The following is a 25761-nucleotide window of genomic DNA, read 5'->3' as shown; positions in this document are numbered from 1 at the left end:
GTTTTGGAGTAAATGACTATGCAACGCTACTCAGGCTTCGGCCTCTTCAAACACTCCCTCAGCCACCACGAAAACTGGCAGCGGATGTGGCGCACGCCGACCCCGAAAAAGGTCTACGACGTGGTCATCGTCGGCGGCGGCGGGCATGGTCTGGCGACCGCCTACTACCTGGCCAAGGAACACGGCATCACCAACGTGGCCGTGGTCGAGAAAGGCTGGCTGGGCGGCGGTAACACCGCGCGCAACACCACCATCGTGCGTTCCAACTACCTGTGGGATGAGTCGGCGCACCTCTACGAACACGCCATGAAACTCTGGGAAGGCCTGTCCCAGGACCTGAACTACAACGTGATGTTCTCCCAGCGTGGGGTCTACAACCTGTGCCACACCCTGCAGGACATCCGTGACTCCGAGCGTCGGGTCAGCGCCAACCGCCTCAACGGCGTCGATGGCGAACTGCTCAACGCCCAGCAAGTGGCCGACGAGATTCCGTACCTCGACTGCTCGAAGAACACCCGCTACCCGGTGATGGGCGCCACCGTCCAGCGTCGCGGCGGCGTGGCCCGCCACGATGCCGTGGCCTGGGGCTTCGCCCGTGCCGCCGACGCCCTGGGCGTGGACCTGATCCAGCAGACCGAAGTGATCGGTTTTCGCAAGGAAAACGGTGTGTGCATCGGCGTGGAAACCAACAAGGGCTTCATCGGCGCCAAGCGCGTCGGCGTGGTCACTGCCGGTAACTCCGGGCACATGGCCAAGCTGGCCGGTTTCCGCCTGCCGATCGAGTCCCACCCGCTGCAAGCGCTGGTGTCCGAGCCGATCAAGCCGATTATCGACAGCGTGATCATGTCCAACGCCGTACACGGCTACATCAGCCAGTCCGACAAGGGCGACCTGGTGATCGGCGCCGGTATCGACGGCTACAACGGCTACGGCCAGCGTGGTTCCTACCCGGTGATCGAACACACCATCCAGGCCATCGTCGAGATGTTCCCGGTGTTGTCCCGCGTGCGCATGAACCGCCAGTGGGGCGGCATCGTCGACACCACCCCCGATGCCTGCCCGATCATCTCGAAAACCCCGGTACCGAACATGTTCTTCAACTGCGGTTGGGGCACCGGCGGCTTCAAGGCCACACCCGGCTCGGGCAACGTGTTTGCCGCGAGCCTGGCCAAGGGTGAAATGCACCCGTTGGCCGCACCTTTCTCCATCGACCGTTTCCACAACGGTGCGTTGATCGATGAACACGGCGCTGCTGCCGTCGCCCACTAACAGGAGAAATTTCCTATGTTGCATATCTTCTGTCCTCACTGCGGCGAACTGCGCTCCGAAGAGGAATTCCACGCATCCGGCCAGGCGCACATCCCGCGTCCACTGGATCCGAACACCTGCACCGACGAGGAGTGGGGCGACTACCTGTTCTTCCGCGATAACCCGCGCGGTCTGCACCACGAGCTGTGGGACCACGTCGCCGGTTGCCGCCAGTACTTCAACGTCACCCGCGACACCGTGACCTACGAGATTCTCGAGACCTACAAGATCGGCAGCAAGCCGCAGTTCACCGACAAGACTGAAAGTCCGAAAGCGGCCGCGCAGGCTCTGGGAGCGAAGGTATGAGCCAGATCAATCGCCTGTCCAACGGTGGACGGATCGACCGCAACAAAGTCCTGACCTTCACCTTCAACGGCCAGGTCTACAAAGGCTTTGAAGGCGACTCCCTGGCCGCTGCACTGCTGGCCAACGGTGTCGACATCATCGGTCGCAGCTTCAAGTATTCCCGTCCGCGCGGGATCTTCGCCGGAGGCTCCGAGGAGCCGAACGCGGTGCTGCAGATCGGCGCCACCGAAGCCACCCAGATTCCCAACGTCCGGGCCACGCAACAGGCGTTGTACCAGGGCCTGGTCGCCACCAGCACCAACGGCTGGCCGAGCGTGAACAACGACATGATGGGGATTCTCGGCAAGGTCGGCGGCAAGCTGATGCCGCCGGGCTTCTACTACAAAACCTTCATGTACCCGCAATCGTTCTGGATGACCTACGAGAAGTACATCCGCAAGGCCGCCGGCCTGGGTCGCTCGCCGACCGAGAATGATCCGGACACCTACGACTACATGAACCAGCACTGCGACGTGCTGATCGTCGGCGCCGGTCCCGCCGGCCTGGCAGCCGCCCTGGCCGCTGCGCGCAGCGGTGCCCGGGTGATCCTGGCCGATGAGCAGGAAGAGTTCGGCGGCAGCCTGCTCGATACCCGTGAAAGCCTGGATGGCAAGCCAGCCACCGAGTGGGTCGCCAACGTGATCGCCGAGCTGAAAGCGACCCCGGATGTGCTGTTGCTTCCACGGGCGACCGTCAACGGCTACCACGATCACAACTTCCTGACCATTCACGAGCGCCTCACCGATCACCTCGGCGACCGCGCGCCGATCGGCCAGGTGCGCCAGCGCATCCACCGGGTTCGCGCCACGCGCGTGGTGCTGGCCACCGGGACCCACGAGCGTCCACTGGTCTACGGCAACAACGACGTACCGGGCAACATGCTGGCCGGCGCCGTCTCGACTTACGTGCGTCGCTACGGTGTTGCGCCGGGTAAAAAACTGGTGCTGTCCACCAACAACGATCACGCCTACCGCGTGGCCCTGGACTGGCTCGATGCCAGCCTGCAAGTGGTCGCCATCGCCGACGCCCGCAGCAACCCGCGTGGTGCGCTGGTGGAAGAAGCGCGAGCCAAAGGCATCCGTATCCTGACCGGCAGCGCGGTGATCGAAGCCCGTGGCAGCAAGCACGTGACCGCTGCCCGCGTGGCGGCCATCGATGTCAAGGCCCACACCGTGACCAGTCCGGGTGAGTGGCTGGAGTGCGACATTGTCGCCAGCTCCGGCGGTTACAGCCCGGTGGTTCACCTGGCCTCGCACCTGGGTGGCAAGCCGATCTGGCGTGAAGACATCCTCGGTTTTGTACCGGGTGAAGCCCCGCAGAAGCGCGTATGCGTCGGTGGCATCAACGGCGTCTACGGCCTCGGCGATTCACTGGCCGACGGTTTTGAAGGGGGCGCCCGCGCCGCCGCCGAAGCCGGTTTCAAAACGGTCGAAGGCGTGCTGCCCAAGGCCCTGAGCCGTCATGAGGAATCGACCCTGGCGCTGTTCCAGGTCCCTCATGAAAAGAGCACCGCACGGGCGCCGAAGCAATTCGTCGACCTGCAAAACGACGTCACCGCCGCCGCCATCGAACTGGCGACTCGCGAAGGCTTCGAATCGGTCGAGCACGTCAAACGCTACACCGCACTGGGCTTCGGTACCGACCAGGGCAAACTGGGCAACGTCAATGGCCTGGCCATCGCGGCCCGTTCACTGAACGTGACCATCCCGCAGATGGGCACCACCATGTTCCGCCCGAACTACACGCCGGTCACCTTCGGCGCGGTGGCCGGTCGTCACTGTGGGCACATCTTCGAGCCGGTGCGCTACACCGCGCTGCATCACTGGCACGTGAAGAACGGTGCCGAATTTGAAGACGTCGGGCAGTGGAAGCGCCCTTGGTACTTCCCGCGCAACGGCGAAGACCTGCATGCCGCGGTCAAGCGCGAATGCCTGGCCGTGCGTGAAAGCGTCGGCCTGCTCGATGCCTCGACACTCGGCAAGATCGACATTCAAGGGCCGGATGCGCGGGAGTTCCTCAACCGCGTCTACACCAACGCCTGGACCAAGCTGGACGTGGGCAAGGCGCGCTACGGCCTGATGTGTAAAGAAGACGGCATGGTCTTCGACGACGGCGTCACCGCTTGCCTGGCCGACAACCACTTCGTGATGACCACCACCACGGGCGGCGCCGCGCGCGTGCTGCAATGGCTGGAGCTGTATCACCAGACCGAATGGCCGGACCTGAAGGTGTACTTCACCTCGGTCACCGACCACTGGGCGACCATGACCCTGTCCGGGCCGAACAGCCGCAAGCTGCTCAGCGAAGTCACCGACATCGACCTGGACAAGGACGGCTTCCCGTTCATGACCTGGAAAGAAGGCCTGGTCGGTGGTGTGCCAGCGCGGGTGTTCCGGATTTCGTTTACCGGTGAGCTGTCGTACGAAGTCAACGTGCAGGCCGACTACGCCATGGGCGTGCTCGAGAAAATCGTCGAGGCCGGCAAGAAGTACAACCTGACGCCGTATGGCACCGAAACCATGCACGTACTGCGGGCCGAGAAGGGCTTCATCATCGTCGGCCAGGACACCGATAGCTCGATGACCCCGGATGACCTGAACATGGGCTGGTGCGTGGGTCGCACCAAACCGTTCTCGTGGATCGGCTGGCGTGGCATGAATCGCGAAGACTGCGTGCGCGATCAGCGTAAACAGCTAGTCGGCCTCAAGCCGATCGATCCGACCAAATGGCTGCCGGAGGGTGCGCAGCTGGTGTTCAACACCAAGCAAGCGATCCCGATGACCATGGTCGGTCACGTGACCTCCAGCTACGCCCACAACTCCCTGGGCTACTCGTTTGCCATGGGTGTGGTCAAAGGCGGTCTGAAGCGCCTCGGTGAGCGAGTGTTCGCACCGCTGGCCGACGGCAGCGTGATCGAAGCGGAAATCGTTTCTTCGGTGTTCTTCGATCCGAAAGGCGATCGCCAGAACGTGTAAGGGCTTCGGGTCCTGTGGGGTGCCAGCTGCGCCGAGTCGTTTGATCGATTCCCGAGCAAGCCCGCTCCCACAGGAGAACGCGGTCGGATGTGGGAGCGGGCTTGCTCGCGAAGGCGGCAGTACAGCCACCACAGGGCCGGAACCAACAGAATTGAGGAAAGGTGTTTTATGACCGCAGCCAATGTGTACCAACAACGCCCAACCACCGGGGCCAAGGCCGAGTCGTCGCTGCATCATGCCGACCTCGCCAGCCTGGTGGGCAAGGGCCGCAAGAGCGCCGGTGTCACCGTGCGCGAGAAAAAACTGCTGGGCCACCTGACCCTTCGCGGCGATGGCCATGACCCGGCATTCGCTGCCGGTGTGCACAAGGCCCTGGGCCTGGAACTGCCCGTGGCCCTGACCGTGGTCGGCAAAGGTGAAACCAGCCTGCAATGGATGGGACCGGACGAGTGGCTGCTGATCGTACCGACCGGCGAAGAGTTCGCCGCCGAGCAGAAGCTGCGCGCCGCGCTGGGTGACCTGCACATCGCTATCGTCAACGTCAGCGGCGGTCAGCAGCTCCTCGAACTGAGCGGCCCGAATGTGCGTGAAGTGCTGATGAAATCCACCAGCTATGACGTGCATCCCAACAACTTCCCGGTGGGCAAGGCGGTGGGCACGGTGTTCGCCAAGTCCCAGCTGATGATTCGCCATACCGCTGAAGACACCTGGGAACTGCTGATCCGTCGCAGCTTCTCCGATTACTGGTGGCTGTGGTTGCAGGATGCTTCTGCCGAGTACGGCCTGAGCGTCCAGGCGTAACTCAGTGTCGTGTCATGACTGCTTTTGTGGCGAGGGAGCTTGCTCCCGTCGGCCGATCCGCGCCCGGGCGAAGGAGTCGTAAAACCTGAGTCCGCATTCTTCCTGAAAGAATGCGGTTGCTGATTTTGGGGTCGCTTCGCAACCCAGCGGGAGCAAGCTCCCTCGCCACAGGTCTGCGCAGTCGCGTAGGTATTTTCGAACAGGAGTCACCGCACTATGAGCCGCGCCCCAGATACATGGATTCTGACCGCCGACTGCCCTAGCGTGCTCGGCACGGTCGACGCGGTGACCCGCTTTCTGTTCGAACAGGGTTGCTACGTCACCGAACACCATTCCTTCGACGACCGGCTCTCGGGCCGATTCTTCATTCGCGTGGAATTCCGTCAGCCCGACGGCTTTGACGAACAGTCATTCCACGCAGGCCTGGCTGAACGGGCTGAAGCCTTCGGCATGATCTTCGAGCTGACACCGCCGCATCATCGACCCAAAGTGGTGATCATGGTTTCCAAGGCCGATCACTGCCTCAACGACTTGCTCTACCGCCAGCGCATCGGCCAGTTGTCGATGGACGTCGTCGCCGTGGTGTCCAACCACCCGGACCTCAAGCCCTTGGCCGACTGGCACGACATTCCCTACTACCACTTCCCCCTCGACCCCAACGACAAACCGTCCCAGGAGCGTCAGGTGTGGCAGGTGATCGAGGAGTCCGGTGCCGAACTGGTAGTCCTTGCCCGCTACATGCAAGTGCTGTCGCCGGAGCTGTGCCGCAAGCTCGACGGCAAGGCGATCAACATTCACCACTCCCTGTTGCCTGGCTTCAAGGGTGCCAAGCCCTATCACCAGGCCTACAACAAGGGCGTGAAACTGGTGGGCGCCACGGCGCACTACATCAACAACGACCTCGACGAAGGCCCGATCATCGCCCAGGGCGTGGAAGCGGTGGATCACAGCCACTACCCCGAAGACCTGATCGCCAAGGGCCGTGACATCGAAGGCCTGACCCTGGCCCGGGCGGTGGGGTATCACATCGAGCGGCGGGTGTTCTTGAACGCCAATCGCACGGTCGTTCTCTAGGTCGCTATCGCGGGCTTGCCCGCGAAGAAGCGATAACAGACAACACAAGACACACAGGCAATAACCCGAGCAATCAACGCGCCGCCGATCCCTGGTGACGCGACCGCTACATAAAAACAACAGCGAGGTGAAAGCATGTCTGGCAATCGTGGTGTGGTGTATCTCGGCGCTGGCAAGGTCGAAGTGCAGAAAATCGACTATCCGAAAATGCAGGACCCGCGCGGCAGGAAGATCGAGCACGGTGTGATCCTGCGCGTGGTCTCCACCAATATCTGTGGTTCGGACCAGCACATGGTGCGCGGTCGCACCACCGCCCAGACCGGTCTGGTGCTGGGTCATGAGATCACCGGCGAGGTGATCGAGAAGGGCAGCGATGTCGAGAACCTGAAAATCGGCGACCTGGTGTCGGTGCCGTTCAACGTGGCTTGCGGGCGCTGCCGTTCCTGCAAGGAGATGCACACTGGCGTCTGCCTGAGCGTCAACCCGGCCCGTCCCGGTGGTGCCTACGGTTATGTCGACATGGGCGACTGGACTGGCGGCCAGGCCGAATACGCCATGGTGCCGTATGCCGACTTCAACCTGCTGAAACTGCCGGATCGCGACCGGGCCATGGAGAAAATCCGTGACCTGACCTGCCTCTCCGACATCCTGCCCACCGGCTACCACGGCGCTGTCACCGCCGGCGTTGGCCCGGGCAGCACCGTGTACGTCGCCGGCGCCGGCCCGGTTGGCCTGGCGGCTGCCGCTTCCGCGCGCCTGCTGGGTGCGGCGGTGGTGATCATCGGTGACGTCAACCCGATCCGCCTGGCCCATGCCAAGGCCCAGGGTTTCGAAATCGCCGACCTGTCCCTGGACACCCCGCTGCACGAACAGATCGCCGCCTTGCTCGGCGAGCCGGAGGTGGATTGTGCCGTCGACGCCGTTGGCTTCGAAGCCCGTGGCCACGGCCATGCCGGTGTGAAACACGAAGCCCCGGCCACCGTGCTCAACTCGTTGATGGGCGTGGTCCGTGTCGCCGGCAAGATCGGTATTCCTGGCCTCTACGTAACTGAAGACCCGGGTGCGGTGGATGCCGCCGCGAAAATGGGCAGCCTGAGCATCCGCTTCGGCTTGGGCTGGGCCAAATCCCACAGCTTCCACACCGGCCAGACCCCGGTCATGAAGTACAACCGCCAGCTGATGCAGGCGATCATGTGGGACCGGATCAAGATTGCCGACATCGTGGGCGTTGAGGTGATCAGCCTGGATGATGCGCCACGTGGTTATGGCGAGTTTGATGCGGGTGTACCGAAGAAGTTTGTGATTGATCCGCATAAGATGTTTAGTGCGGCGTAAGGTCTAGCGTAAGAAAGCGGCGACCTTTTTGTCGCCGCTTTCTTAGTTCTCTCGTCTTACGATGCTTTGTCGTTTGGATGGCTCTTTCAAATACTCAGCATTGACCAGAGCTTGCCGAAAAGAAGGTAGAGGGGGGGCGCCATAGTTTGGGGGTGGGATAAACGATTGAGAGTACCCGGGTGGCGGATCGAAAACGGGTTCGGCCAGGTTCGTCGTGAGATTGCCATTTCCATATCTGGCTCTTAAGTCAGATATCGCTGTATCCATCATGGCATCATAGACATCGGCTCCACGTCTTCTTCTTGGTGGTGTGCTGGCTGATGTTGATTGTCGTGCGGACAACGGTTGAATATCGGCATCTGAGGTACGCGAACCGTCACTTGAGAATGAAGTTAATGATTCTTGTGAAGTGGCAGAGCGGGGAGCACCAGGGTGGCGTGCTTCGGTACCTGAGAAAGCTAACCTGTCTTGGGTCGTCCAGGCAGGGGTCTTCTGGGTTATAGGGAGGGTGGGGGGACCATCTACTGAAGAGCTCCGACGAAACGCTCCACCGGCGCTGTAAACTTCATTGGAGGCGGCAGACACTCTGCTCCTCATAAACCCTATCGAACGCAGTACAACTTTCAACCAGGCCGGCGTGTGCCCTGTAGGATCCCTTCGATTCACCGGGTCCCCCACGCAATATGCATACGGATTCAACCCACCGTCCCCAAACGGACTCCAATTGTCCGGGCTGTTGAACCGCATCAACACCGGACTGAACGCCCGATAGCCATTGCCCAACAAATAATTCCCAGTCACCGGATCCGGCCGTTCGCCGTTGAAACCGAGCAGGCTGAGCAAGCCATTTTCCGGTACGCGATGACCATAAGGTGTGTAGGCGAGGTGATGGGGGCGTGTGGCGTCGAGGATGCCCAGCACCGAGCGTTGTTGATCGGTGGCGAACAAGTGGGTTTCCAAGGTGTCGTTCTGGCGCTGTTGCTGCGCCAGCAGTTGATCTTCGTGCTGGAGGATCGAGCGCTGTATCGCGCCTTGAATCTCGGTGGCCAGGCGGTCCTTGAGGTAGAAGCGTTGGGTGCTGGCCTGCGTCGCCGGGGTGAAATCGGCCAGGCGATCCAGAGGGTCGTAGCGGTAGCGGCAGAGCAGGGTTTCACGGTGGGCTGGCATGGGCGGGGCTCCCCGGTGCGCAATTCGAGGTTTTTACTGTGGCCCAATCAGTCGGTGGTTGCCTACTAGCAGAACTGCCAGGGTCGGCGGTGGGAGGTAATGCAGAGCGTCACGGGCGATATTCCCACGCGAGCGTGGGAATGATCAATATATCCACCATTTTTATCTGAATGTTACGTAAGTGTAGCCTTCAGGAAGATTCGATCCCTTTCTAATTAGGTCGGATAAAGCATGTCGTGACATTTCCTGGTCTTGAGCGCGACGGTAGAGGTCTAGTTGTTTTTGGGGGATTTGAAAATATTTGAGAGGTCCATTGTTCGAACCAAAGCCGATTATATAGGTCATATCAGGGGGAAGGCTTGTGATTTGGGCTGGTTGTAGATTGTTTCTGAGGTTCGCTTGGTTTATACGATGGTTGCTTGACAGGTCGTTTGTATTTTCAGTTCTTGCGTCGTGGCGATCAGTTGGTGCCGCTTGCGATGTCGAGGCGTTTCTGGAAGTTGATGCTGTAGCAAGGGAGGGGGTTGGTTGTGATGTGGTGTTTGTCGGAGGGCTAACGTTAGGTCGGGAGGTTGAGTTAGGGCGCGAACTGCTCTTAAATGACTTAGAGAATTTAAAGGGCATGTGCCCAGACGGATCCTCAATATTCACCGGATCCCCCACACAATACGCATACCCATTCAACCCCCCCTTCCCAAACGGACTCCAACTGTCCGGGCTGTTGAACCGCATCAACACCGGGTTAAACGCCCGATAACCATTGCCCAACAAATAATGCCCGGTCACCGGGTCCGGCTGTTCGCCGTTGAAGCCGAGCAGGCTGAGCAAGCCGTTCTCTGGAATACGATGGCCGTAGGGTGTGTAGGCGAGATGATGAGGACGTGTGGCGTCGAGGATGGCCAGCATCGAGCGTTGCTGATCGGTGGCGAGCAAGCGGGTTTCCTGCGTGCCGCTCTGACGTTGTTGCTGAGCCAGCAACTGATCGTCGTGCTGCATGATCGAACGCTGCACCGCGTCTTGAATCTCGGTGGCCAGACGATCTTTCAGGTAAAAGCGCCGGGTGGGGACCTGCGCAGAGGGAGTGCAATCAACCAGACGATCCAGCGGGTCGTAGTGGTAGCGGCAGAGCAACGTTTCGCGATGGGGGAACATGGCCGGGTTCCTGAATGAGTTTGTCGATCTAGGGTTTTAATGTGGTGCATTTGAACGGAGCCGGCTACTAGCAGATCTGATAGTGCCGGGCTGCTTTGTGACGAGCGGCTTGCTCGGCTTCAGCAGCAAAGCAAAGTTGCAGGCTGGACAATGCCCTGGGCAGCGTCAAGGCCCCCACGACCTGAGCATCCGCTTCGGTCTGGGCTGAGCCAAATCCTACAACTTCCACACCGGCCAGACCCCGGTGATGAAGTACAACCGCCAACTGACGCAGGCGATCATGTGGGACCGCATCAACATCGCCGAAGTGGTGGGCGTTCAGGTGGTCAGCCTGGATCAGGTGCCGCAGGGTTATGGCGAGTTCGATGCCGGCGTGCCGAAGAAGTTTGTGATTGAATCGCATAAAATGTTTAGTGCGGCGTAAATAAGTTTAGGGCGACATGTTGCCGCCATTTTTCAAACAGTTTTTAATCATTGTATATATAGTGAGTATTTTTTTATAAGTTTTTCGATGTTGTATAGGTCTCTGGCATTATGTGCGCGCACCTCACGTGTTGAGTTTCGTTTGTGAATTAATTCTAAGGTATTAGAGGGCGAGGTTTCATGGTCTGAAGGTCTGCCATAGGTATATTTTTTTTCTGTACTTTTTTTAATGGTGGTGCCGGTGTCGTTCGATACTTTACCTAAGTATTCGATTTGGCTAGTCGTATGTTTCTGCAGTTCTCGTAAAGCTGAAATTTTTTCGATTGCCTCTTCTTTAGTGATGTTTAATGGTTCTGTTTTTGAAATTTCTGAGAGGTTTGCTTGGTCATTGCTTATCCTCTCGGACCCTATGCTTGTATTGCGCGGCCGTTGGATTTTTTGAAGGGGGGTACTAGCAGCACTGGTGCTGTCGAGATTAACAATAGGTGTGTTTTTTTTCATGAACTTGATTGAGCGCAGAAAGGTTTTCAACCATTTCGGGGTATGTCCCGTCGGGTCATGGCGATTCACCGGATCCCCCACACAATACGCATACCCATTCAACCCCCCCTTCCCAAACGGACTCCAACTGTCCGGACTGTTGAACCGCATCAACACCGGGTTAAACGCCCGGTAGCCATTACCCAACAAATAATGCCCCGTCACCGGGTCCGGCTGTTCGCCGTTGAAGCCGAGCAGGCTGAGCAAGCCGTTCTCTGGAATACGATGGCCGTAGGGTGTGTAGGCGAGATGATTGGGGCGTGCGACGTCGAGGATGGCCAGCACCGAGCGTTGCTGATCAGTGGTGAGCAAGCGAGTTTCCTGCGTGCCGTCCTGGCGTTGTTGCTGCGCCAGCAGTTGATCTTCGTGCTGCATGATCGAATGCTGTAACACGCCTTGAATTTCGGTGGACAAGCGGTCTTTGAGGTAGAAGCGTTGGGTGCTGGCCTGCGCCGTAGGGGTGCAATCGGCCAGGCGATCCAGAGGGTCGTAGCGGTAGCGGCAGAGCAGGGTTTGTTGATTGAGTGGCATCGGTGGGGCTCCCTGAAAAGTGCGGCGATTCAGGGTTCTTACTGTGGATCAATCGGCCAGGGTTGCCTACTAGCAGAACTGCCAGGGTCGACGGCTGGAGGTGACTCGGAGCGTCACGGGCGGCATTCCTTTGTCTCGCGTGGGAACGATCAGTCTGAGCAGGGTCGGCCTACAAGCCCGCCAACGCCCCTTGATACAACACCGGCCCAGTCGGTTGCCCGGTGGGTGAGCCGCCCTCCGGCTCCAGGCTGACCGCCAGTGCAATCGGTTCGCCTAGCAGTGCCTGTTGTTCATCGCTCAATTCAACTCGACCTTGGCCGCCCGCCGGGATCATGCCCATCGAGATGGGTTTGCCGTTCGCCGGGATCGCCCACAGTTCCAGGCTGCGGCCAGGGGTGACGGTGGGCAGGGTCAGGGGTTCGACTTGCAGATAATTGTCATGGGCCTGGATGCGCAGGGCCGGTTGGGCGCTGGCGTCGAGCAAGGTGGCGCTGTAGCGGGCGTTGTCGCGGTGGTAAAGCAGCCCCAGGGTCAGCGCCACCAACAGCGAGCAGACCGCCGCCGTGACGCGCAACCTGTTCCAGAGCGGGCGTTTGGCCGGTACGTGCAGGTGTTGTGGTTCGATGCGCGCGTTGATGGCGGCCCATATCCGGTCTGGCACCGGGACGGCCACCAGGGGTTCATTGAGTTGGGCCAGGCTTTCTTGCCACTTGGCCACCTCGTTGCGCAGTTCGGCGTCGTCCAGCAGCCGCTGTTCGAAACGGCGGCGGGCCGGTGCCGACATCAGGCCAATGGCATAGTCGGCGGCCAGCGCTCGGCGCAGGCGACGGTTGTGAGCGTTCATGATTCCAGGCACCTGCGCAGGCGTTCCATGCCACGGCGAACCGAGGATTTGACCGAGTCCGGTGGCGCGGCCAGGTGCTCGGCCAGCTCCGAACAGGACAATCCCTGAAAGTAGGCGGCACTGATCGACAGGCGCTGCTGGACATCCAGGGTGTCCAGGCAGCGGTTCAACGCACGGGCCTCGCGGTCGCTGCTGAGCGGTTCGTGGGTGGAAGGCGGGTTGTCGACCGGCACCTGTTGTTCTTGATCGGTCAGGCGCCGGTCGCGGTGTTTGCGTAGCTGGTCGATGGCCTGGTGGCGGGTGATGTTGATCATCCAGGTCATCGGCGCCGACACCTGCGCTTGATAACGCGAGGCGTTGTTCCAGATGCGCACGAAGCTTTCCTGCAGCACGTCTTCGGCCAACGCCTTGTTGCCCATGAAGTGCAGGGCCATGCCATGCAGGCGCGGTGCGGCGCTGCGATACAGGGTCTCGAATGCACGGCGGTCACCGAGTGAGCATTGCGCGAGGAGCTGGCTGAGGGAATCGGCGTCGGCAGTGGAAATGGTGATTCTCCAGGCGAAAGCGGTGCGCGGGCTTGTTGGGGCACAGTGTTCACAGGCTAGTTCAGCCTGGGCGGTCGTGCCATTCATCGGCTGCTGGTACGGGGGCACGGCCGTTATACGTCTCAGCGCTGAAAATGGATGGGTGAACGCGGAACAATCCCGGGTCGGTTTCAGTCAAAATGGCGGTTCGTCGCCCATGAAGGGCACCTTTGAGAGTTCAGGAGTTGGTTTCGATGAAGATTTCACGCGGGTTTGCTTTGGCTTCGCTCATGACCCTGGCGGCCAGTCCGGTCTTCGCCGGTTTCAGCCTGAACGATGTGGCGGGTGCGGTATCGGGTATGCAAGGTGGCGACAAGGCTGCGGCGGCTGCGCCGACCTCGCAGGCCGCCGGTTTGCTGAGTGCCCTGAGCGCGCTGAACGTGACGCCGGAACAAGCGATTGGCGGCACCAGTGCGATGTTGGGCCTGGCGAAGAACCAGCTCAGTACCACCGACTACTCCGAACTGGCCAAGAGCGTGCCGGGGATTGAAAAACTGGCGGGTGGCGGTGAGCTGGGCGCCCTGGCGGGCTTGCTGGGTTCGTCCGGTAAAACGGCCGGCCTGGAAAATGCCCTGGGCACGGTCAAGGACACCAATGACCTGAATACCGCCTTCAGCGCACTGGGCATGGACAGTGGCATGGTCGGCCAGTTTGCCCCGATCCTGCTGCAGTTCCTGGGCCAACAGGGTGTGGCCGGTACGCTGCTGCAGAGCCTGGGCGGTATCTGGGGCGCCGGTAGCTGATTCAGCGACGCTCGGCGCGCAAGGCGTCGATGCGTGCGTCTTTCTCGGTCCAGAGCTGGTTGACCCAGTTCTGGACGGCTTCCCGGAACGCCGGATCGTTTTCGTAGTCGCCCTGCCACAGTGCCGGGTCCAGCTCGCGGGGCTTGATGTCGATGATCACCCGTGGCACCGCGCCGCTGATCAAATCCCAGAATCCCGGAATCTTCGCCTGCGGATAGACCACGGTCACGTCGAGGATGGCGTCCAGTTGTTCGCCCATGGCGGCCAAGACAAACGCCACGCCACCAGCCTTGGGCTTGAGCAGGTGCTTGAAGGGGGGCTGTTGGGCGCGGCTTTTGGCCTGGGTGAAGCGCGTGCCTTCCAGGTAGTTGACCACGGTCACCGGCTGGCGCTTGAACAGCTCGCAGGCGGCTTTGGTGATCTCCAGGTCCTTGCCTTGCAGCTCCGGGTGTCTGGCCAGGAAGGCTTTGCTGTAGCGCTTCATGAACGGGTAGTCCAGCGCCCACCAGGCCAGGCCCAGGAAGGGCACCCAGATCAGTTCCTTTTTCAGGAAGAACTTGAAGAACGGTATGCGCCGGTTGAGGGTCTGGATCAGTGCCGGGATATCGACCCAGGACTGGTGGTTGCTGACCACCAGGTAGGAGGTGTCGACCCGCAGGCCTTCGCCTCCGCGAATGTCCCATTGGGTGGGGATGCACCGGGCAAAAATCAGCTTGTCGATTTCGGCCCAGGTCTCGGCGATCCACATCACCGCCGCGCTGGCATCGTCGCGATAACGCCCGGGCAGGAGCAGTTTGAGCAGGGCAAACACCAGTAACGGCCCGATCAGGACCAGGGTGTTGAGTAACAGCAACAGGGTGACGAAACAGCCGGTGAGCAGGCGGCGCATAAGTAACTCTTGGCAATCCTTGGGCGCGCCATGATAAGCAGCTTCGACGCCGAGGCCAAATGTGGGGGCCGACGAATGTTTCACCTTTGACCCTCTAACCTACTCGTGATGATCGTTCCCACGCTCTGAGTGGGAATGCCTCAAGGGACGCTCCGCGTCCAGTGACGCGGAGCGTCACGAGTTGCATTCCCACGCGGGAGCGTGGGAACGATCATCGCCAATGCGGTCTAAAATCCCGTTGTCCTACTCCCAGGGAATCCCTTACGTGAAATCCGTCTTCGCACTGTTATCCCTCCTGGCCCTGCCAGTCATGGCCGCCGAGCCGACCCTGTATGGCCGCTACGAATACATCCAGTTGCCGGAAATCGGCGGTGAAGTGCTCAAGGCCAAGATGGACACCGGCGCGTTGACCGCTTCGTTGTCGGCCAAAGACATCGAGACCTTCACCCGCGATGGCGAAGAGTGGGTGCGCTTCCGCCTGGCGACCAAGGACGCGAGCAATAAGGTCTACGAGCACAAGGTGGCGCGGATCAGCAAGATCAAGACCCGCTCCGAAGAAGACGAGGATGACAATGAAGTGATCGAGCCCACCAAGCGTCCGGTGGTCGATCTGGAACTGTGCCTGGGGGATGTGAAACGCACCGTCGAGGTCAACCTGACCGACCGCAGCAGCTTCAACTACCCGCTGTTGATTGGTGCCAAGGCGTTGCGCGAGTTTGGCGCGGCGGTGAACCCGGCGCGGCGGTTTACGGCGGATAAGCCGGACTGTTGAGGATTATTTTTCGCTGCAACTTATTGAAGGATTACTGTTTGCGGATCTTCCACGCAGGTTTAGGGGTATCAGGTATGAAGCCGGCGTTGTCATGTGATTTGCCTATATCTGGAGATAGTAGATCAGGGTGGATATGCACTCCTTCCTTTCTGAGTTTGATTATAGAGTCATGATTTAATGGGACTTTAGCGTTGTACGCATGAGTTGTGGTGCCGGGAAGTTTTATCCATGCCTGACCATTTTCCATGATGGTGAAATTTTTTGGCGGTTGTGCCTGGGGTTTTGTAAGGGGCCGTGGCGGATGTAGTGCTGGTACTCCTCGGGGTGGTAGTGGTGGAGGCACGGATCCTTCTTGCAAGTTATCCACGACTTTTGAGGTATTACCCGGTGCCGAGGGCGTTGCCAAGAGAGGTTTTGGGGCATTTGTCTTCCCCAGATTTTCAAGTCCAGGTATGTGCCGTAATAGCTTGATGTACCATCGGGCATGCCCGGTTCGATCCACCATGTTCACCGAGTCGCCCCCACAATACCCATAAGCATTCAGCCCTCCCTCCCCAAACGGACTCCAGTTGTCCGGACTGTTAAAGCGCATCAACACCGGATTGAACTGTCGATACCCATTCCCCAAATGATAGTGCCCGGTCAGCGGGTCCGGCCGTTCGCCGTTGAACCCGAGCAGGCTGAGCATTCCGTTTTCCGCTGGGCGATGACCGTAGGGGCTGTAGGCGAGAAGATGAGAACCGGTTAACCCGCGTGTACCCAACACCGATCGTTGCTGATCCGTCGCCAACAAGGTGGTGTCGACGCTACCGTCCTGCTGCCGCTGCTGCGCCAGCAACTGATCGTCATGCTGGAAAACGCTGGTCCGTAGCGTGCCCTGGATCTCGGTCGCCAAGCGACTTTTGCAGTAGAAACGCTGGATGGCGGGCAGCGCGAGGAGAGAGCAATCGGTCTGACGATCCAGCGGGTCATAGCTGTACCGACTCAGTACGGTGCCGCTGCGGGAAACAGGCATTGGCTGATCTCCGTGCAAGTTCCGAATGACAGGATCACCAGCATCCGGTTTTTTTCAGTCATTGCCTACTATCAGAACTGCTAGGTACTACAGGCCTTGCCGCTGATTGCCGGTGTCGGATTGACGACGACTGCGCCTTGGGGCACCGTTCGTCCATTCAATTGCCGGGCCTGGATGCCATGCCTCATATCCTGATTGTCGAAGACGAAGCAGCGATTGCCGATACCCTGGTGTATGCGTTGCAAGGCGAGGGGTTTGCCACCACGTGGTTGAGCCTGGGGGCTGCCGCGCTTGAGCATCAACGGCTGACACCGGCCGATCTGATCATTCTGGACATCGGCTTGCCGGACATCAGCGGCTTTGAAACCTGCAAGCAGTTGCGGCGTTTCAGCGAGGTGCCGGTGATGTTCCTCAGTGCCCGTGATGGTGAGATCGACCGGGTGGTGGGCCTGGAGATTGGCGCTGACGATTATGTGGTCAAGCCGTTCAGCCCACGGGAAGTGGCGGCGCGGGTGCGGGCGATTCTCAAGCGCGTGGCGCCGCGTCCGGGGATCGAGTCCACCAGCGCGTTGTTTCAGGTCGACAGCGAGCGGGTGCTGATCAGCTATCGCGGTCAGCCGTTGAGCCTGACCCGGCATGAGTTCCGATTGCTCCAGTGCTTGCTGGAACAACCCGAGCGGGTGTTCAGCCGCGAGCAATTGCTTGATGCGCTCGGGGTGGCCGCCGATGCCGGGTACGAGCGCAGCATCGACAGCCATATCAAAAGCGTGCGCGCCAAGTTGCGCCTGGTGGCGGCCAACGCCGAGCCAATCCAGACCCACCGTGGCCTCGGTTACAGCTACAGCCCAGGGCACAGCTGATGCCATTGGGAATCCGGATCTTCCTGGTCTATGTGCTGTTCGTCGGCCTGACCGGTTACTTCGTGCTCAGCACCGTGATGGAAGAGATCCGCCCCGGCGTGCGCCAGTCCACCGAAGAAACCCTGGTGGACACCGCCAACCTGATGGCCGAGATCCTGCGCGACGACTTCAAGGCCGGCACCCTCAATCAGAACCGCTGGCCCGAGTTGCTCAAGGCCTATGGCGAGCGGCAACCCGCGGCAAGCATCTGGGGCTTGCCGAAGAACCAGGTCAACCACCGTATCTACGTCACCGACGCCAAGGGCATCGTGGTGCTGGACTCCAGCGGCACGGCGCTGGGCCAGGACTATTCACGCTGGAACGATGTCTACCTGACCCTGCGCGGTCAATACGGTGCGCGCTCGACCCGCAGCATCACCGACGACCCCGGTTCATCGGTGATGCACGTCGGCGCGCCGATTCGCGACAACGGGCAGATCATCGGCGTGGTCACCGTGGCCAAGCCCAACAGTTCCTTGCAGCCCTACGTCGACCGCACCGAGCGCCGCTTGCTGTGGTACGGCGCCGGGTTGATCGGCCTGGGCTTGCTGTTCGGCGCGGCGCTGTCGTGGTGGCTGAGCAGGGCGTTGCGGCGTTTGACCGGTTACGCCAAGGCCGTCAGTGAAGGCCAGCGGGCCCAATTGCCCCACTATCGGGGAGGCGAACTGGAGCAGTTGGCCGTGGCCGTGGAGCACATGCGCACGCAACTGGAGGGCAAGGCCTACGTCGAGCGTTATGTGCATACCCTGACCCACGAATTGAAAAGCCCGCTGGCGGCGATTCGCGGTGCCGCCGAGTTGCTGCAGGGTGAGATGCCGGCGGCGCAGCAACAGCGTTTTGTCAGCAACATCGACAGCGAAAGCGCGCGGATGCAGCAGTTGATCGAGCGTTTGTTGAACCTGGCCCAGGTTGAGCAGCGCCAGGGGCTGGAGGCGCGTGTGCCGGTGCCGCTGGCAGCGTTGGTGGAAGAATTGCTCAGCGGCCAGCAGGCGCGGATCGAGCGTAAGCAATTGCGGGTCGACCTGCAGATTCCAGCGGATCTAAACCTGATGGGCGAGCCGTTTTTACTGCGTCAGGCGTTGGCCAACTTGCTGGAAAACGCCTTGGACTTCAGCCCGGTCGAGGGCGTGTTGCGCTTCAGTGCAGAGCGGCACGGCGATCAGTGTGTGTTCAAGGTGTTCAACCAGGCCGAGCCGATTCCCGAATATGCCTTGCCGCGATTGAGCGAGCGCTTTTACTCACTGCCGCGTCCGGACAGTGGACGTAAAAGCACCGGGCTGGGACTTAACTTTGTCGAAGAGGTGGTGAAGCTGCATGGCGGGGCAATGCACGTCGGCAATGTGCCGGGCGGCGTGGAAGTCACGCTGCAGCTTCCCTGACGACCTGTTTGTGGCTTATTGAAGTGAGTGTTCTCCACACAGTCTCCACATTCTCTCCATAAAACCCCCACAGCGCCCCCTCAGACTCTCCCTCATTCGAACAGGGAGAGACCCCATGAACCGTAGCCTGGCCTTGAAAGTCGGGGCGATTGCCCTTTTGATTCTGTTGTTGCTGATTCCGTTATTGATGATCAGCAGCATGATTGACGACCGCCAGCAACTGCGCGACGGCGTCCTAGAAGACATCGCCCGCAGTTCCAGTTACAGCCAGCAGTTGAGCGGGCCGGTGATGGTGGTGCCGTACCGCAAGGTGGTGCGTACCTGGAAACGCAACGAAAAAACCAGCGCGCGTTACCAGGAGACCAGCCTGGAGCGCGGGCGCCTGTATTTCCTGCCGGAGCGTTTCGAACTTGAGGGGCAGGTGCAGACCGAACTGCGTGCCCGTGGTATTTACGAGGCGCGGCTGTTCCATGCGGATAACCGCATCAGCGGGCACTTCTCGATCCCGGAACGCCTGGGGATCGAGGAAGACTTTGCCGACTACACGTTTGATTCGCCCTATCTGGCCGTGGGCATCAGTGATATCCGCGGCATCGAAAACGCCTTGCAACTGGAACTCGATGGCCAGCGCCTGGACTTTGTGCCGGGCAGCCAAGAGGAATGGTTGGGGGAAGGCGTGCATGCCACGCTGGCACCACTGGATGTTCGCAAAGCCAATGAACTGACCTTCGCATTCGACCTGCGCTTGCAGGGCACCGGCCAGCTGCAGATCACCCCGGTGGGCAGGACCAGCAACGTGACGGTGTCCGCCAACTGGCCCCACCCCAGCTTTATCGGCAACTACCTGCCGGCCCAACGAGCGATCAGCGCTGAAGGCTTCAAGGCCAACTGGCAGACCTCGTTCTTCTCCACCAACCTGGAACAAGCGCTGAGCACCTGCGTTGCCCGTGACAGTTGCGAAGAGTTCAAAAGCCGCAGCTTCGGCGTGAGCTTCATCGATCCGGTGGACCAGTACCTCAAGAGCGAGCGGGCGATCAAATACGCCCTGCTGTTCATCGTGCTGACCTTCGCCGGCTTCTTCCTCTTCGAAGTGCTGAAAAGCCTGGCGGTGCACCCGGTGCAATACGCCCTGGTCGGCGTGGCGCTGGCGTTCTTCTACTTGCTGCTGTTGTCACTGTCCGAGCACATTGGGTTTGCCCTGGCGTATCTGTTGTCGGCCAGTGCCTGTGTGTTGCTGATCGGGTTTTATGTCTGCCACGTACTGCGCAGTGCGGTGCATGGCTTGAGTTTTTCGGCGGGGTTGGCGGCGTTGTATGGGCTGCTTTACGGGCTGTTGAGTGCCGAGGATTACGCGTTGTTGATGGGCTCGTTGTTGCTGTTTGGGTTGTTGGGGGTGTTTATGGTGCTGACGCGTAGGCTGGATTGGTATGGGATGGGGCGGGGAAAGTTGAGCAAGGCGGAGGTGGGGGGTGAGTAGATCGTTGGGGTTGCGGGAGGAGAGGGCGCTAGCAAGAGAACTGGCGATCAATATCGCCAGTCTATTCGTCTTGAATCATATTGAACGTGACAGTTTAGTGGTTAGAGGCAGGAGGCCATGTAAGTTGCCGTACAGCAGAGTTCTGGTGGGTCGGTGTTGGGTTGGAATTGATGTTGTTGAGGAAATTTAGGTCGTTTTTGTGCTGGTCGAAGTACATTGCTTGTGAGTGTAGGTTGAGTACTGCTTTCCCTCTGGCGCTCGAAGGATTTGTCACGGTGGGGTATTGTATGGGCATTGTGAAATGTTCAATTGCTCTTTGTTTTTCTGGAGAACTTGGTGTGTTGTTTAATAGGGAGGTTCTTTCGGTGGTTAATTTGAGGTTGGCTTCTTCGATTACTCGGGCGTGGAGATTGATGTCTTTGACGCTCATGTTGTCTAGTTTTATATTTGATGAACTTTCACCAAGTTGATAGCCTAAGACCTGGCCTTTATAAGTCATTCCTCGTTTCATGTTCGCGATATCGGAAGCGGTATTTGTTATTTCTGGGCTAATTGCTGGTGTTGTCATGACTCTTGCTGGCGAATTTCTTGATCTAAACAAACTTAAAATCCCATGGAGTGAGTGCCCGGTGGGATCTGCTTGATTCCTCGGGTCTCCTTCGCAATAGGCGTAAGCATTCAACCCGCCTTTGCCAAACGGACTCCAGCTGTCGGGGCTGTTAAACCGCATCAACACCGGATTGAACTGCCGATAGCCATTACCCAAATGATAATGCCCGGTCACCGGATCTGGCCGTTCGCCGTTAAAACCGAGCAGGCTGAGCAGGCCGTTTTCTGCCGGGCGATGGCCGTAGGGGGTATAGGCGAGGGGATGGGGGCGGGTCGTGTCGAGCGCAGTCAATACCGAGCGCTGCTGATCGGTCGCCAGGAGTGTGGTATCGACCTTGCCGTGTTGGTGCCGCTGTTGCGCCAATAGCTGGTCGTCGTGCTGGAACAGGCTGGTCCCAACTGCGCCCTGTACTTCAGTGGCCAAGCGGCTTTTGCAGTAAAAGCGCTGGAGGGTGGCCGGCTGCAATAGCGTGAGGGTGCAACCGGCCTGGCGATCCAGCGGGTCGTAGTGGTAGCGACACAATAGGCTTGCGCGAGGGAAAGTGGGCATCGACAGTGCTCCAAGAAGGCCTGCGTGGTGAATTGAAAAGTCAACTGGTAAGACGCCGAATGATCTCTCTTTCCATTGCGGCAGCTATCTTGATCTCTCGTGGAAATGCTGCATGTTTGGTTTCTGTGAGTAACTCGCTATAGGCGTTATTAAGCTCTGAGCCAGGTGCGTTTGATATGAATTCTTTATAGGAAGGCTCTGGCGCTGGTTGTGGTGTGGTGGCTTTAGTCCTTCTTGGCCAATAATGCTCACTGCTGTGGGGTTCGGATTCTCGAGTGTTTTTTGATATTATTTCACTGATTTTTAATTTGTTCCGTTTCTGTGATTCTATCCAAGACTTATATTTGTTTAAGCCTGCGATATCCTCTTGGAGAGATATGGAGGCGGGTGTTTGGATATTGCTGAGGTTTTGGTCGAGGCTGTTGTTGGTGGGGCTTTTATGTTGAGTATTATGGCTGTCAGTTTTAGATGTTTGCGTTGTTTTAGCAGTGAAATGTTTTTTAGCTTCATTGGGTGTTCGCATGCCAAGGCGATTCCTAACACCCTTCCAGAAACTTCTAATGACGTTGAAGTGGCCTGATGAGTCGCTTCCAAGCACCGGCTCCCCCTCACAGTACGCATAGGCATTCAACCCACCCTCGCCAAACGGACTCCAACTGTCCGGGCTGTTAAACCGCATCAACACCGGATTGAACTGCCGATAACCATTACCCAAATGATAATGCCCGGTCACCGAATCCGGCCGTTCACCGTTGAAACCGAGCAGGCTGAGCAGGCCGCTTTCTGCCGGACGATGGCCGTAGGGGGTATAGGCGAGGGGATGGGGGCGGGTTGTGTCGAGCGCAGTCAATACCGAGCGCTGCTGATCGGTCGCCAGGAGTGTGGTATCGACCTGATCGTTCTGGTGCCGCTGTTGCGCCAATAGCTGGTCGTCGTGCTGGAACAGACTGGTCCCGACTGCGCCCTGTACTTCAGTGGCCAAGCGGCTTTTGCAGTAAAAGTGCTGGAGGGTGGCCGGCTGCAATAGCGTGAGGGTGCAACCGGCCTGGCGATCCAGCGGGTCGTAGTGGTAGCGGCACAACTCGGTCAGGCGAGATGAGGAGGGCATCGACTGGGCTCCGTGCAGGGTCCAAAAAACCGGACCTTCAGCATCGGAGCTTTCTCAGGCGTTGCCTACTAGCAGAACTGCTAGGTACCGGACCTTGCCGGTTTCACACCTTCGGCACAGTCGCCAGCATCGACGGCCGTTGGCTGACGTGCGCGTACCAGGCGCTGAGTTGCGGATGGGCGTCACGCCAGTTCAGATCGGGGTGGCGCAGGTCCAGGTAGCCCAGGGCGCAGGCGACGCTGATGGCGGCGATGTCGAAGTGGCTGGTCAGTTCGGCGATGGCGTCGGCTTCCAGCACCGCGAGGGCGCGGCGGATTTTGTCGCGTTGGGCGTCGAGCCATTGGTCCCAGTGTTTGTCCGGGGCGCGCAAGGCCAGTTCGTAACGGATCGTCACCGAGGCGTCCATGATGCCGTCGGCCAGTGCGGCCAGGGTCAGGCGCCGCCAGCGGGCGCTGCCTTCACGAGGGATCAGCGGGTTGCCGACGTGTTGCTGGTCGAGGTAGTCGAGGATCACCCGGCTGTCGTACAGCACATTGCCGTCGGCCAGGCGCAGTGCCGGGATCTTGCCCAGCGGGTTGTCCTGGTTCAACGCGGCATCGGGGCTGACCGGGCTGACCGGGCTGAGCTGGCTGTGTTGCAGGGTCACGCGGTCCAGTTGACCGGTTTCGTGCAGCAGCACCATCACTTTGCGCACGTAGGGCGAGGCAGGGTTGTGGAACAGGGTCATGCTGGGGGCGGACATGGGCATTCCTCGGCGATCATCGGGGAGCAGAGGCTTAGCCTAGTGAGTTCCGGCGTGCTGGCGAGGAGGTTGATGGCGCCTGTGAAATCGCCTTCGCGGGCAAGCCCGCTTGTACAGTTGACCTTGGTTGAACACAAAATTCATGGACAGTCCCGATATTTTCCGACCATTTCTCCAGCTGCGATTTCAAAAACGGCGGTAGCTCAAAATACGATCAAAATCGTTGCTGAGTACGCACTTTTCGCCGCTGCGAGCATCTCGCAGTGGCCATTCCCTGTATTACAGACGTACCTCTCCCGCGCTCGCCAGTAGATGTCGGCGCGCCATCCACAGGTTTGACAGTGCAAACAGCGTCACCCTCTGAGCGGTGTTCTTGGTCAAGCGCCCGGAAGCGCACCTTGGTATAACCAAGCTGACGCTTGATCACCCGGAACGGATGCTCGACCTTGGCGCGCACTTGGGCCTTGGCCTTCTCGATTTTACGTATCGCCTTGTATAACGCGCTGCGTTTTCCGTGTTTCTTGTAGGAGCTGCGCCACGCCGCAATCTGCCAGATGATTTGGCGTCCCGCATGCTCTTGGCGTTTCTCGAACCCGGTATAGACAGTATCGGCGCACACCACGCTCTCCTCGCCGTGCAGCCGTTTGTCGACCTGGGTGACGTCCACGACATTGGCCACCTTGACCACCACGCGGTGTACCAATCCTGATGTAAAGCGCTTCCTCCATCGCGGATCACTGTAGCCGAACCCGTTCTGCATCGGATGTACTCGCAGCATCGCCATCAACGGATAAGCCGGACGACCGCCCTCACCCTTCGGGTAGTGCGGTTCGATCAGGGCGATCACCCTTTCCACGGCACCACCTGATCCATCTCGATCAGGAACAGCTCTTTGCGGGTCTGCTTGCGTTTGCCGGCGTACTCGGCGTCGGTGAAGGTCATTTGCTTCATCGGGAAACTCGGCGACAGGTGTCCTGTGGGTTTTGCCAAATCAGGAAGTCTTTTTTAGCTTTTCCTTAGGTTTTTGATGTCTCTTTCCAAGAAGTCGATTTCGATTTTTTCTTTGGTACTTTTGTCAACTCTTTGGGAGAGTTGCTGGTATGTTTTAGCGTATTCTTCTGCGCGATTGTGCATGGTTGCCTTAAACTTGTTGTCAGGAGCATCATGCTTATTGGTGAGTATCTCATTTGTTCTTTCTTTTGTTGGGAGGTGGGTTTCTTTGAGCTTTAGTGATTCTGAGGCTGTTTTTTTATCGAATGCTTTAAACTCCTTTTTCAATTCCTTATCTTCAGCGGCTAGTTTTTTTTCATTTCAAACAGTTTTTTTGATAGGTACTTAATTACGACCGTTTTAGGACTTTTCGTTCGACCCAGTAAATTCGCAGCCCCCTTAAAAGGGTTAGAAACATGTCCTGTCGAATCATTGTGATTCCTAGGGTCTCCCTTGCAATACGCATAGGCATTCACTCCACCTTTCCCAAACGGACTCCAACTGTCCGGGCTGTTAAAGCGCATCAACACCGGATTGAACTGCCGATAGCCATTGCCTAAATGATAATGCCCGGTCACTGGGTCCGGCCGTTCGCCGTTGAAACCGAGCAGGCTGAGCAGGCCATTTTCCGCCGGGCGATGACCATAGGGTGAATAAGCAATGGGGTTAGGTCGAGTTGAGTCGAGTGCGTTCAGCACTGAGCGTTGTTGATCGGTTGCCAGCAGGGTGGTTTCGGCTTTGGCGTTCAGGTGGCGCTGTTGCGCCAGCACATGGTCGTCATGCTGGAAAATGCTGCACTTCGCGGCGTCCTGGATTTCGGTGGCCAAGCGGTTTTGGCAGTAATAGCGCTGGATGTTGGCCTGTTGGTCTGGCGCCCAGTCAATCGAATGATCCAGCGGATCGTAGCGGTAGCGGCAAAGCACTGTTTCGCGAGGTGGCGTAGGCATTGGCTGAGTTCCGTGGATGTCAAAAAAACCGGACCTTTAGCATCGGAGATTTCTCAGGTGTTGCCCACTAGCAGAACTGCTAGTCTTCTGAGCTTTCCTGTTTCAAAATTTCTGCATCGTCGCCAACATCGAAGCCCGCTGACTCACCTCGAAATACCATGCCGCCAGTTGTGGATTCGCTGTGCGCCAATCCAGATCCGGATGACGCAGGTCCAGGTAGCCCAGGGCGCAGGCGACGCTGATGGCGGCGATGTCGAAGTGGCTGGTCAGTTCGGCGATGGCGTCGGCTTCCAGCACCGCGAGGGCGCGGCGGATTTTGTCGCGTTGGGCGTCGAGCCATTGGTCCCAGTGTTTGTCCGGGGCGCGCAAGGCCAGTTCGTAACGGATCGTCACCGAGGCGTCCATGATGCCGTCGGCCAGTGCGGCCAGGGTCAGGCGCCGCCAGCGGGCGCTGCCTTCACGAGGGATCAGCGGGTTGCCGACGTGTTGCTGGTCGAGGTAGTCGAGGATCACCCGGCTGTCGTACAGCACATTGCCGTCGGCCAGGCGCAGTGCCGGGATT

General features: G+C 59.2%; 23 protein-coding genes and 3 pseudogenes. 12 read left to right on the top strand and 14 right to left on the bottom strand.

Features of this window, described 5'->3' with window-relative positions:
• Positions 1-18: 18 nt before the first annotated feature.
• The 6 genes from CKW25_RS18535 (at position 19) to fdhA (ending at position 7838) form a co-directional block, all read left to right on the top strand.
• Positions 19-1269: a sarcosine oxidase subunit beta gene (locus CKW25_RS18535; protein ID WP_027617102.1), complete on the top strand. Its 1251-nt coding sequence runs from the start codon at positions 19-21 to the stop codon at positions 1267-1269.
• Positions 1270-1284: 15 nt separating this feature from the next.
• Positions 1285-1614 (top strand): sarcosine oxidase subunit delta, encoded by a 330-nt coding sequence (locus CKW25_RS18530; protein ID WP_095081389.1) that lies wholly within the window; start codon positions 1285-1287, stop codon positions 1612-1614.
• Positions 1611-4628, top strand: a complete 3018-nt coding sequence (locus CKW25_RS18525) for a sarcosine oxidase subunit alpha (protein WP_095081388.1) — start codon at positions 1611-1613, stop codon at positions 4626-4628. Before CKW25_RS18530 ends, CKW25_RS18525 begins: the two co-directional genes overlap by 4 nt.
• Before the next feature lie 168 nt (positions 4629-4796).
• The gene (locus tag CKW25_RS18520) at positions 4797-5429 is read left to right on the top strand and encodes a sarcosine oxidase subunit gamma (protein WP_095081387.1); all 633 of its coding nucleotides are present in this window, start codon (positions 4797-4799) and stop codon (positions 5427-5429) included.
• A 216-nt stretch (positions 5430-5645) separates the two neighbouring features.
• Positions 5646-6503 carry a formyltetrahydrofolate deformylase gene (purU, locus tag CKW25_RS18515; RefSeq protein ID WP_095081386.1) on the top strand — a complete coding sequence of 286 codons (858 nt, stop codon included), beginning with the start codon at positions 5646-5648 and terminating at the stop codon, positions 6501-6503.
• 135 nt (positions 6504-6638) lie between these two features.
• The gene (fdhA, locus tag CKW25_RS18510; RefSeq protein WP_095081385.1) at positions 6639-7838 is read left to right on the top strand and encodes a formaldehyde dehydrogenase, glutathione-independent; all 1200 of its coding nucleotides are present in this window, start codon (positions 6639-6641) and stop codon (positions 7836-7838) included.
• Positions 7839-7880: 42 nt separating this feature from the next.
• Here fdhA and CKW25_RS18505 read toward each other — a convergent pair whose 3' ends face one another.
• Both CKW25_RS18505 and CKW25_RS27105 read right to left on the bottom strand, forming a co-directional pair.
• Positions 7881-9005 (bottom strand): RHS repeat-associated core domain-containing protein, encoded by a 1125-nt coding sequence (locus CKW25_RS18505; RefSeq protein WP_095081383.1) that lies wholly within the window; start codon positions 9003-9005, stop codon positions 7881-7883.
• A gap of 162 nt (positions 9006-9167) precedes the next feature.
• Positions 9168-10157 carry an RHS repeat-associated core domain-containing protein gene (locus tag CKW25_RS27105; protein WP_256577991.1) on the bottom strand — a complete coding sequence of 330 codons (990 nt, stop codon included), beginning with the start codon at positions 10155-10157 and terminating at the stop codon, positions 9168-9170.
• A 181-nt stretch (positions 10158-10338) separates the two neighbouring features.
• Between CKW25_RS27105 and CKW25_RS18495 the strand changes: the two are divergent.
• Positions 10339-10581, top strand: a pseudogene (locus CKW25_RS18495) (formaldehyde dehydrogenase, glutathione-independent); the annotation flags it as partial.
• A 47-nt stretch (positions 10582-10628) separates the two neighbouring features.
• Here CKW25_RS18495 and CKW25_RS18490 read toward each other — a convergent pair.
• The 3 genes from CKW25_RS18490 to CKW25_RS18480 all read right to left on the bottom strand — a co-directional run bounded on the left by CKW25_RS18490 (position 10629) and on the right by CKW25_RS18480 (position 13127).
• Entirely contained in the window at positions 10629-11651 is a 1023-nt protein-coding gene (locus CKW25_RS18490) for an RHS repeat-associated core domain-containing protein (protein ID WP_095081382.1), read from the bottom strand.
• 169 nt (positions 11652-11820) lie between these two features.
• Positions 11821-12495: an anti-sigma factor domain-containing protein gene (locus CKW25_RS18485; protein WP_095081380.1), complete on the bottom strand. Its 675-nt coding sequence runs from the start codon at positions 12493-12495 to the stop codon at positions 11821-11823.
• Positions 12492-13127, bottom strand: coding sequence for an RNA polymerase sigma factor (locus CKW25_RS18480; protein WP_095081379.1), 636 nt, complete (start codon positions 13125-13127; stop codon positions 12492-12494). The genes CKW25_RS18485 and CKW25_RS18480 overlap by 4 nt, the downstream gene beginning before the upstream one ends.
• Before the next feature lie 146 nt (positions 13128-13273).
• Between CKW25_RS18480 and CKW25_RS18475 the strand changes: the two genes are divergently transcribed.
• Positions 13274-13822, top strand: a complete 549-nt coding sequence (locus CKW25_RS18475) for a DUF2780 domain-containing protein (protein ID WP_095081378.1) — start codon at positions 13274-13276, stop codon at positions 13820-13822.
• 1 nt (position 13823) lies between these two features.
• On the opposite strand, the gene CKW25_RS18470 is transcribed toward CKW25_RS18475, so the two are convergent.
• A complete protein-coding gene (locus tag CKW25_RS18470; protein WP_095081377.1) occupies positions 13824-14711 on the bottom strand; it encodes an acyltransferase in 888 nt (295 codons plus the stop codon).
• A gap of 265 nt (positions 14712-14976) precedes the next feature.
• On the opposite strand from CKW25_RS18470, the gene CKW25_RS18465 reads away from it, so the two are divergent.
• Positions 14977-15483, top strand: a complete 507-nt coding sequence (locus CKW25_RS18465) for an ATP-dependent zinc protease (protein WP_172736569.1) — start codon at positions 14977-14979, stop codon at positions 15481-15483.
• A gap of 31 nt (positions 15484-15514) precedes the next feature.
• Here CKW25_RS18465 and CKW25_RS18460 read toward each other — a convergent pair whose 3' ends face one another.
• Positions 15515-16498 carry an RHS repeat-associated core domain-containing protein gene (locus tag CKW25_RS18460; RefSeq protein WP_095081375.1) on the bottom strand — a complete coding sequence of 328 codons (984 nt, stop codon included), beginning with the start codon at positions 16496-16498 and terminating at the stop codon, positions 15515-15517.
• A 179-nt stretch (positions 16499-16677) separates the two neighbouring features.
• On the opposite strand from CKW25_RS18460, the gene creB reads away from it, so the two are divergent.
• The 3 genes from creB (at position 16678) to creD (ending at position 20253) form a co-directional block, all read left to right on the top strand.
• Positions 16678-17358 (top strand): two-component system response regulator CreB, encoded by a 681-nt coding sequence (gene creB / locus CKW25_RS18455; RefSeq protein WP_095081583.1) that lies wholly within the window; start codon positions 16678-16680, stop codon positions 17356-17358.
• Entirely contained in the window at positions 17358-18776 is a 1419-nt protein-coding gene (gene creC, locus CKW25_RS18450) for a two-component system sensor histidine kinase CreC (RefSeq protein ID WP_095081373.1), read from the top strand. Before creB ends, creC begins: the two co-directional genes overlap by 1 nt.
• A gap of 115 nt (positions 18777-18891) precedes the next feature.
• Entirely contained in the window at positions 18892-20253 is a 1362-nt protein-coding gene (gene creD, locus CKW25_RS18445) for a cell envelope integrity protein CreD (RefSeq protein ID WP_095081372.1), read from the top strand.
• 94 nt (positions 20254-20347) lie between these two features.
• On the opposite strand, the gene CKW25_RS18440 is transcribed toward creD, so the two are convergent.
• The 7 genes and pseudogenes from CKW25_RS18440 to CKW25_RS18410 form a co-directional block, all read right to left on the bottom strand.
• Positions 20348-21412 (bottom strand): RHS repeat-associated core domain-containing protein, encoded by a 1065-nt coding sequence (locus CKW25_RS18440; protein WP_095081371.1) that lies wholly within the window; start codon positions 21410-21412, stop codon positions 20348-20350.
• A 40-nt stretch (positions 21413-21452) separates the two neighbouring features.
• Positions 21453-22520 (bottom strand): RHS repeat-associated core domain-containing protein, encoded by a 1068-nt coding sequence (locus CKW25_RS18435; RefSeq protein ID WP_095081370.1) that lies wholly within the window; start codon positions 22518-22520, stop codon positions 21453-21455.
• Between the two features lie 103 nt (positions 22521-22623).
• Positions 22624-23262: a glutathione S-transferase gene (locus CKW25_RS18430; protein ID WP_095081368.1), complete on the bottom strand. Its 639-nt coding sequence runs from the start codon at positions 23260-23262 to the stop codon at positions 22624-22626.
• A gap of 279 nt (positions 23263-23541) precedes the next feature.
• A pseudogene (locus CKW25_RS18425) lies at positions 23542-24213 on the bottom strand (transposase).
• A gap of 54 nt (positions 24214-24267) precedes the next feature.
• Positions 24268-24540 (bottom strand): hypothetical protein, encoded by a 273-nt coding sequence (locus CKW25_RS18420; protein ID WP_095081366.1) that lies wholly within the window; start codon positions 24538-24540, stop codon positions 24268-24270.
• Between the two features lie 86 nt (positions 24541-24626).
• Positions 24627-25199 (bottom strand): annotated as a pseudogene (locus tag CKW25_RS18415) (RHS repeat-associated core domain-containing protein); the annotation flags it as partial.
• A gap of 102 nt (positions 25200-25301) precedes the next feature.
• On the bottom strand, positions 25302-25761 hold a 460-nt coding region (locus CKW25_RS18410), incomplete at its 5' end, for a glutathione S-transferase family protein (protein WP_095081582.1).

Origin of the sequence: Pseudomonas sp. Irchel s3h17, from assembly GCF_900187505.1 — a bacterium.
Taxonomy (GTDB): domain Bacteria; phylum Pseudomonadota; class Gammaproteobacteria; order Pseudomonadales; family Pseudomonadaceae; genus Aquipseudomonas.
This window is presented reverse-complemented; position numbering and strand designations above follow the sequence as displayed.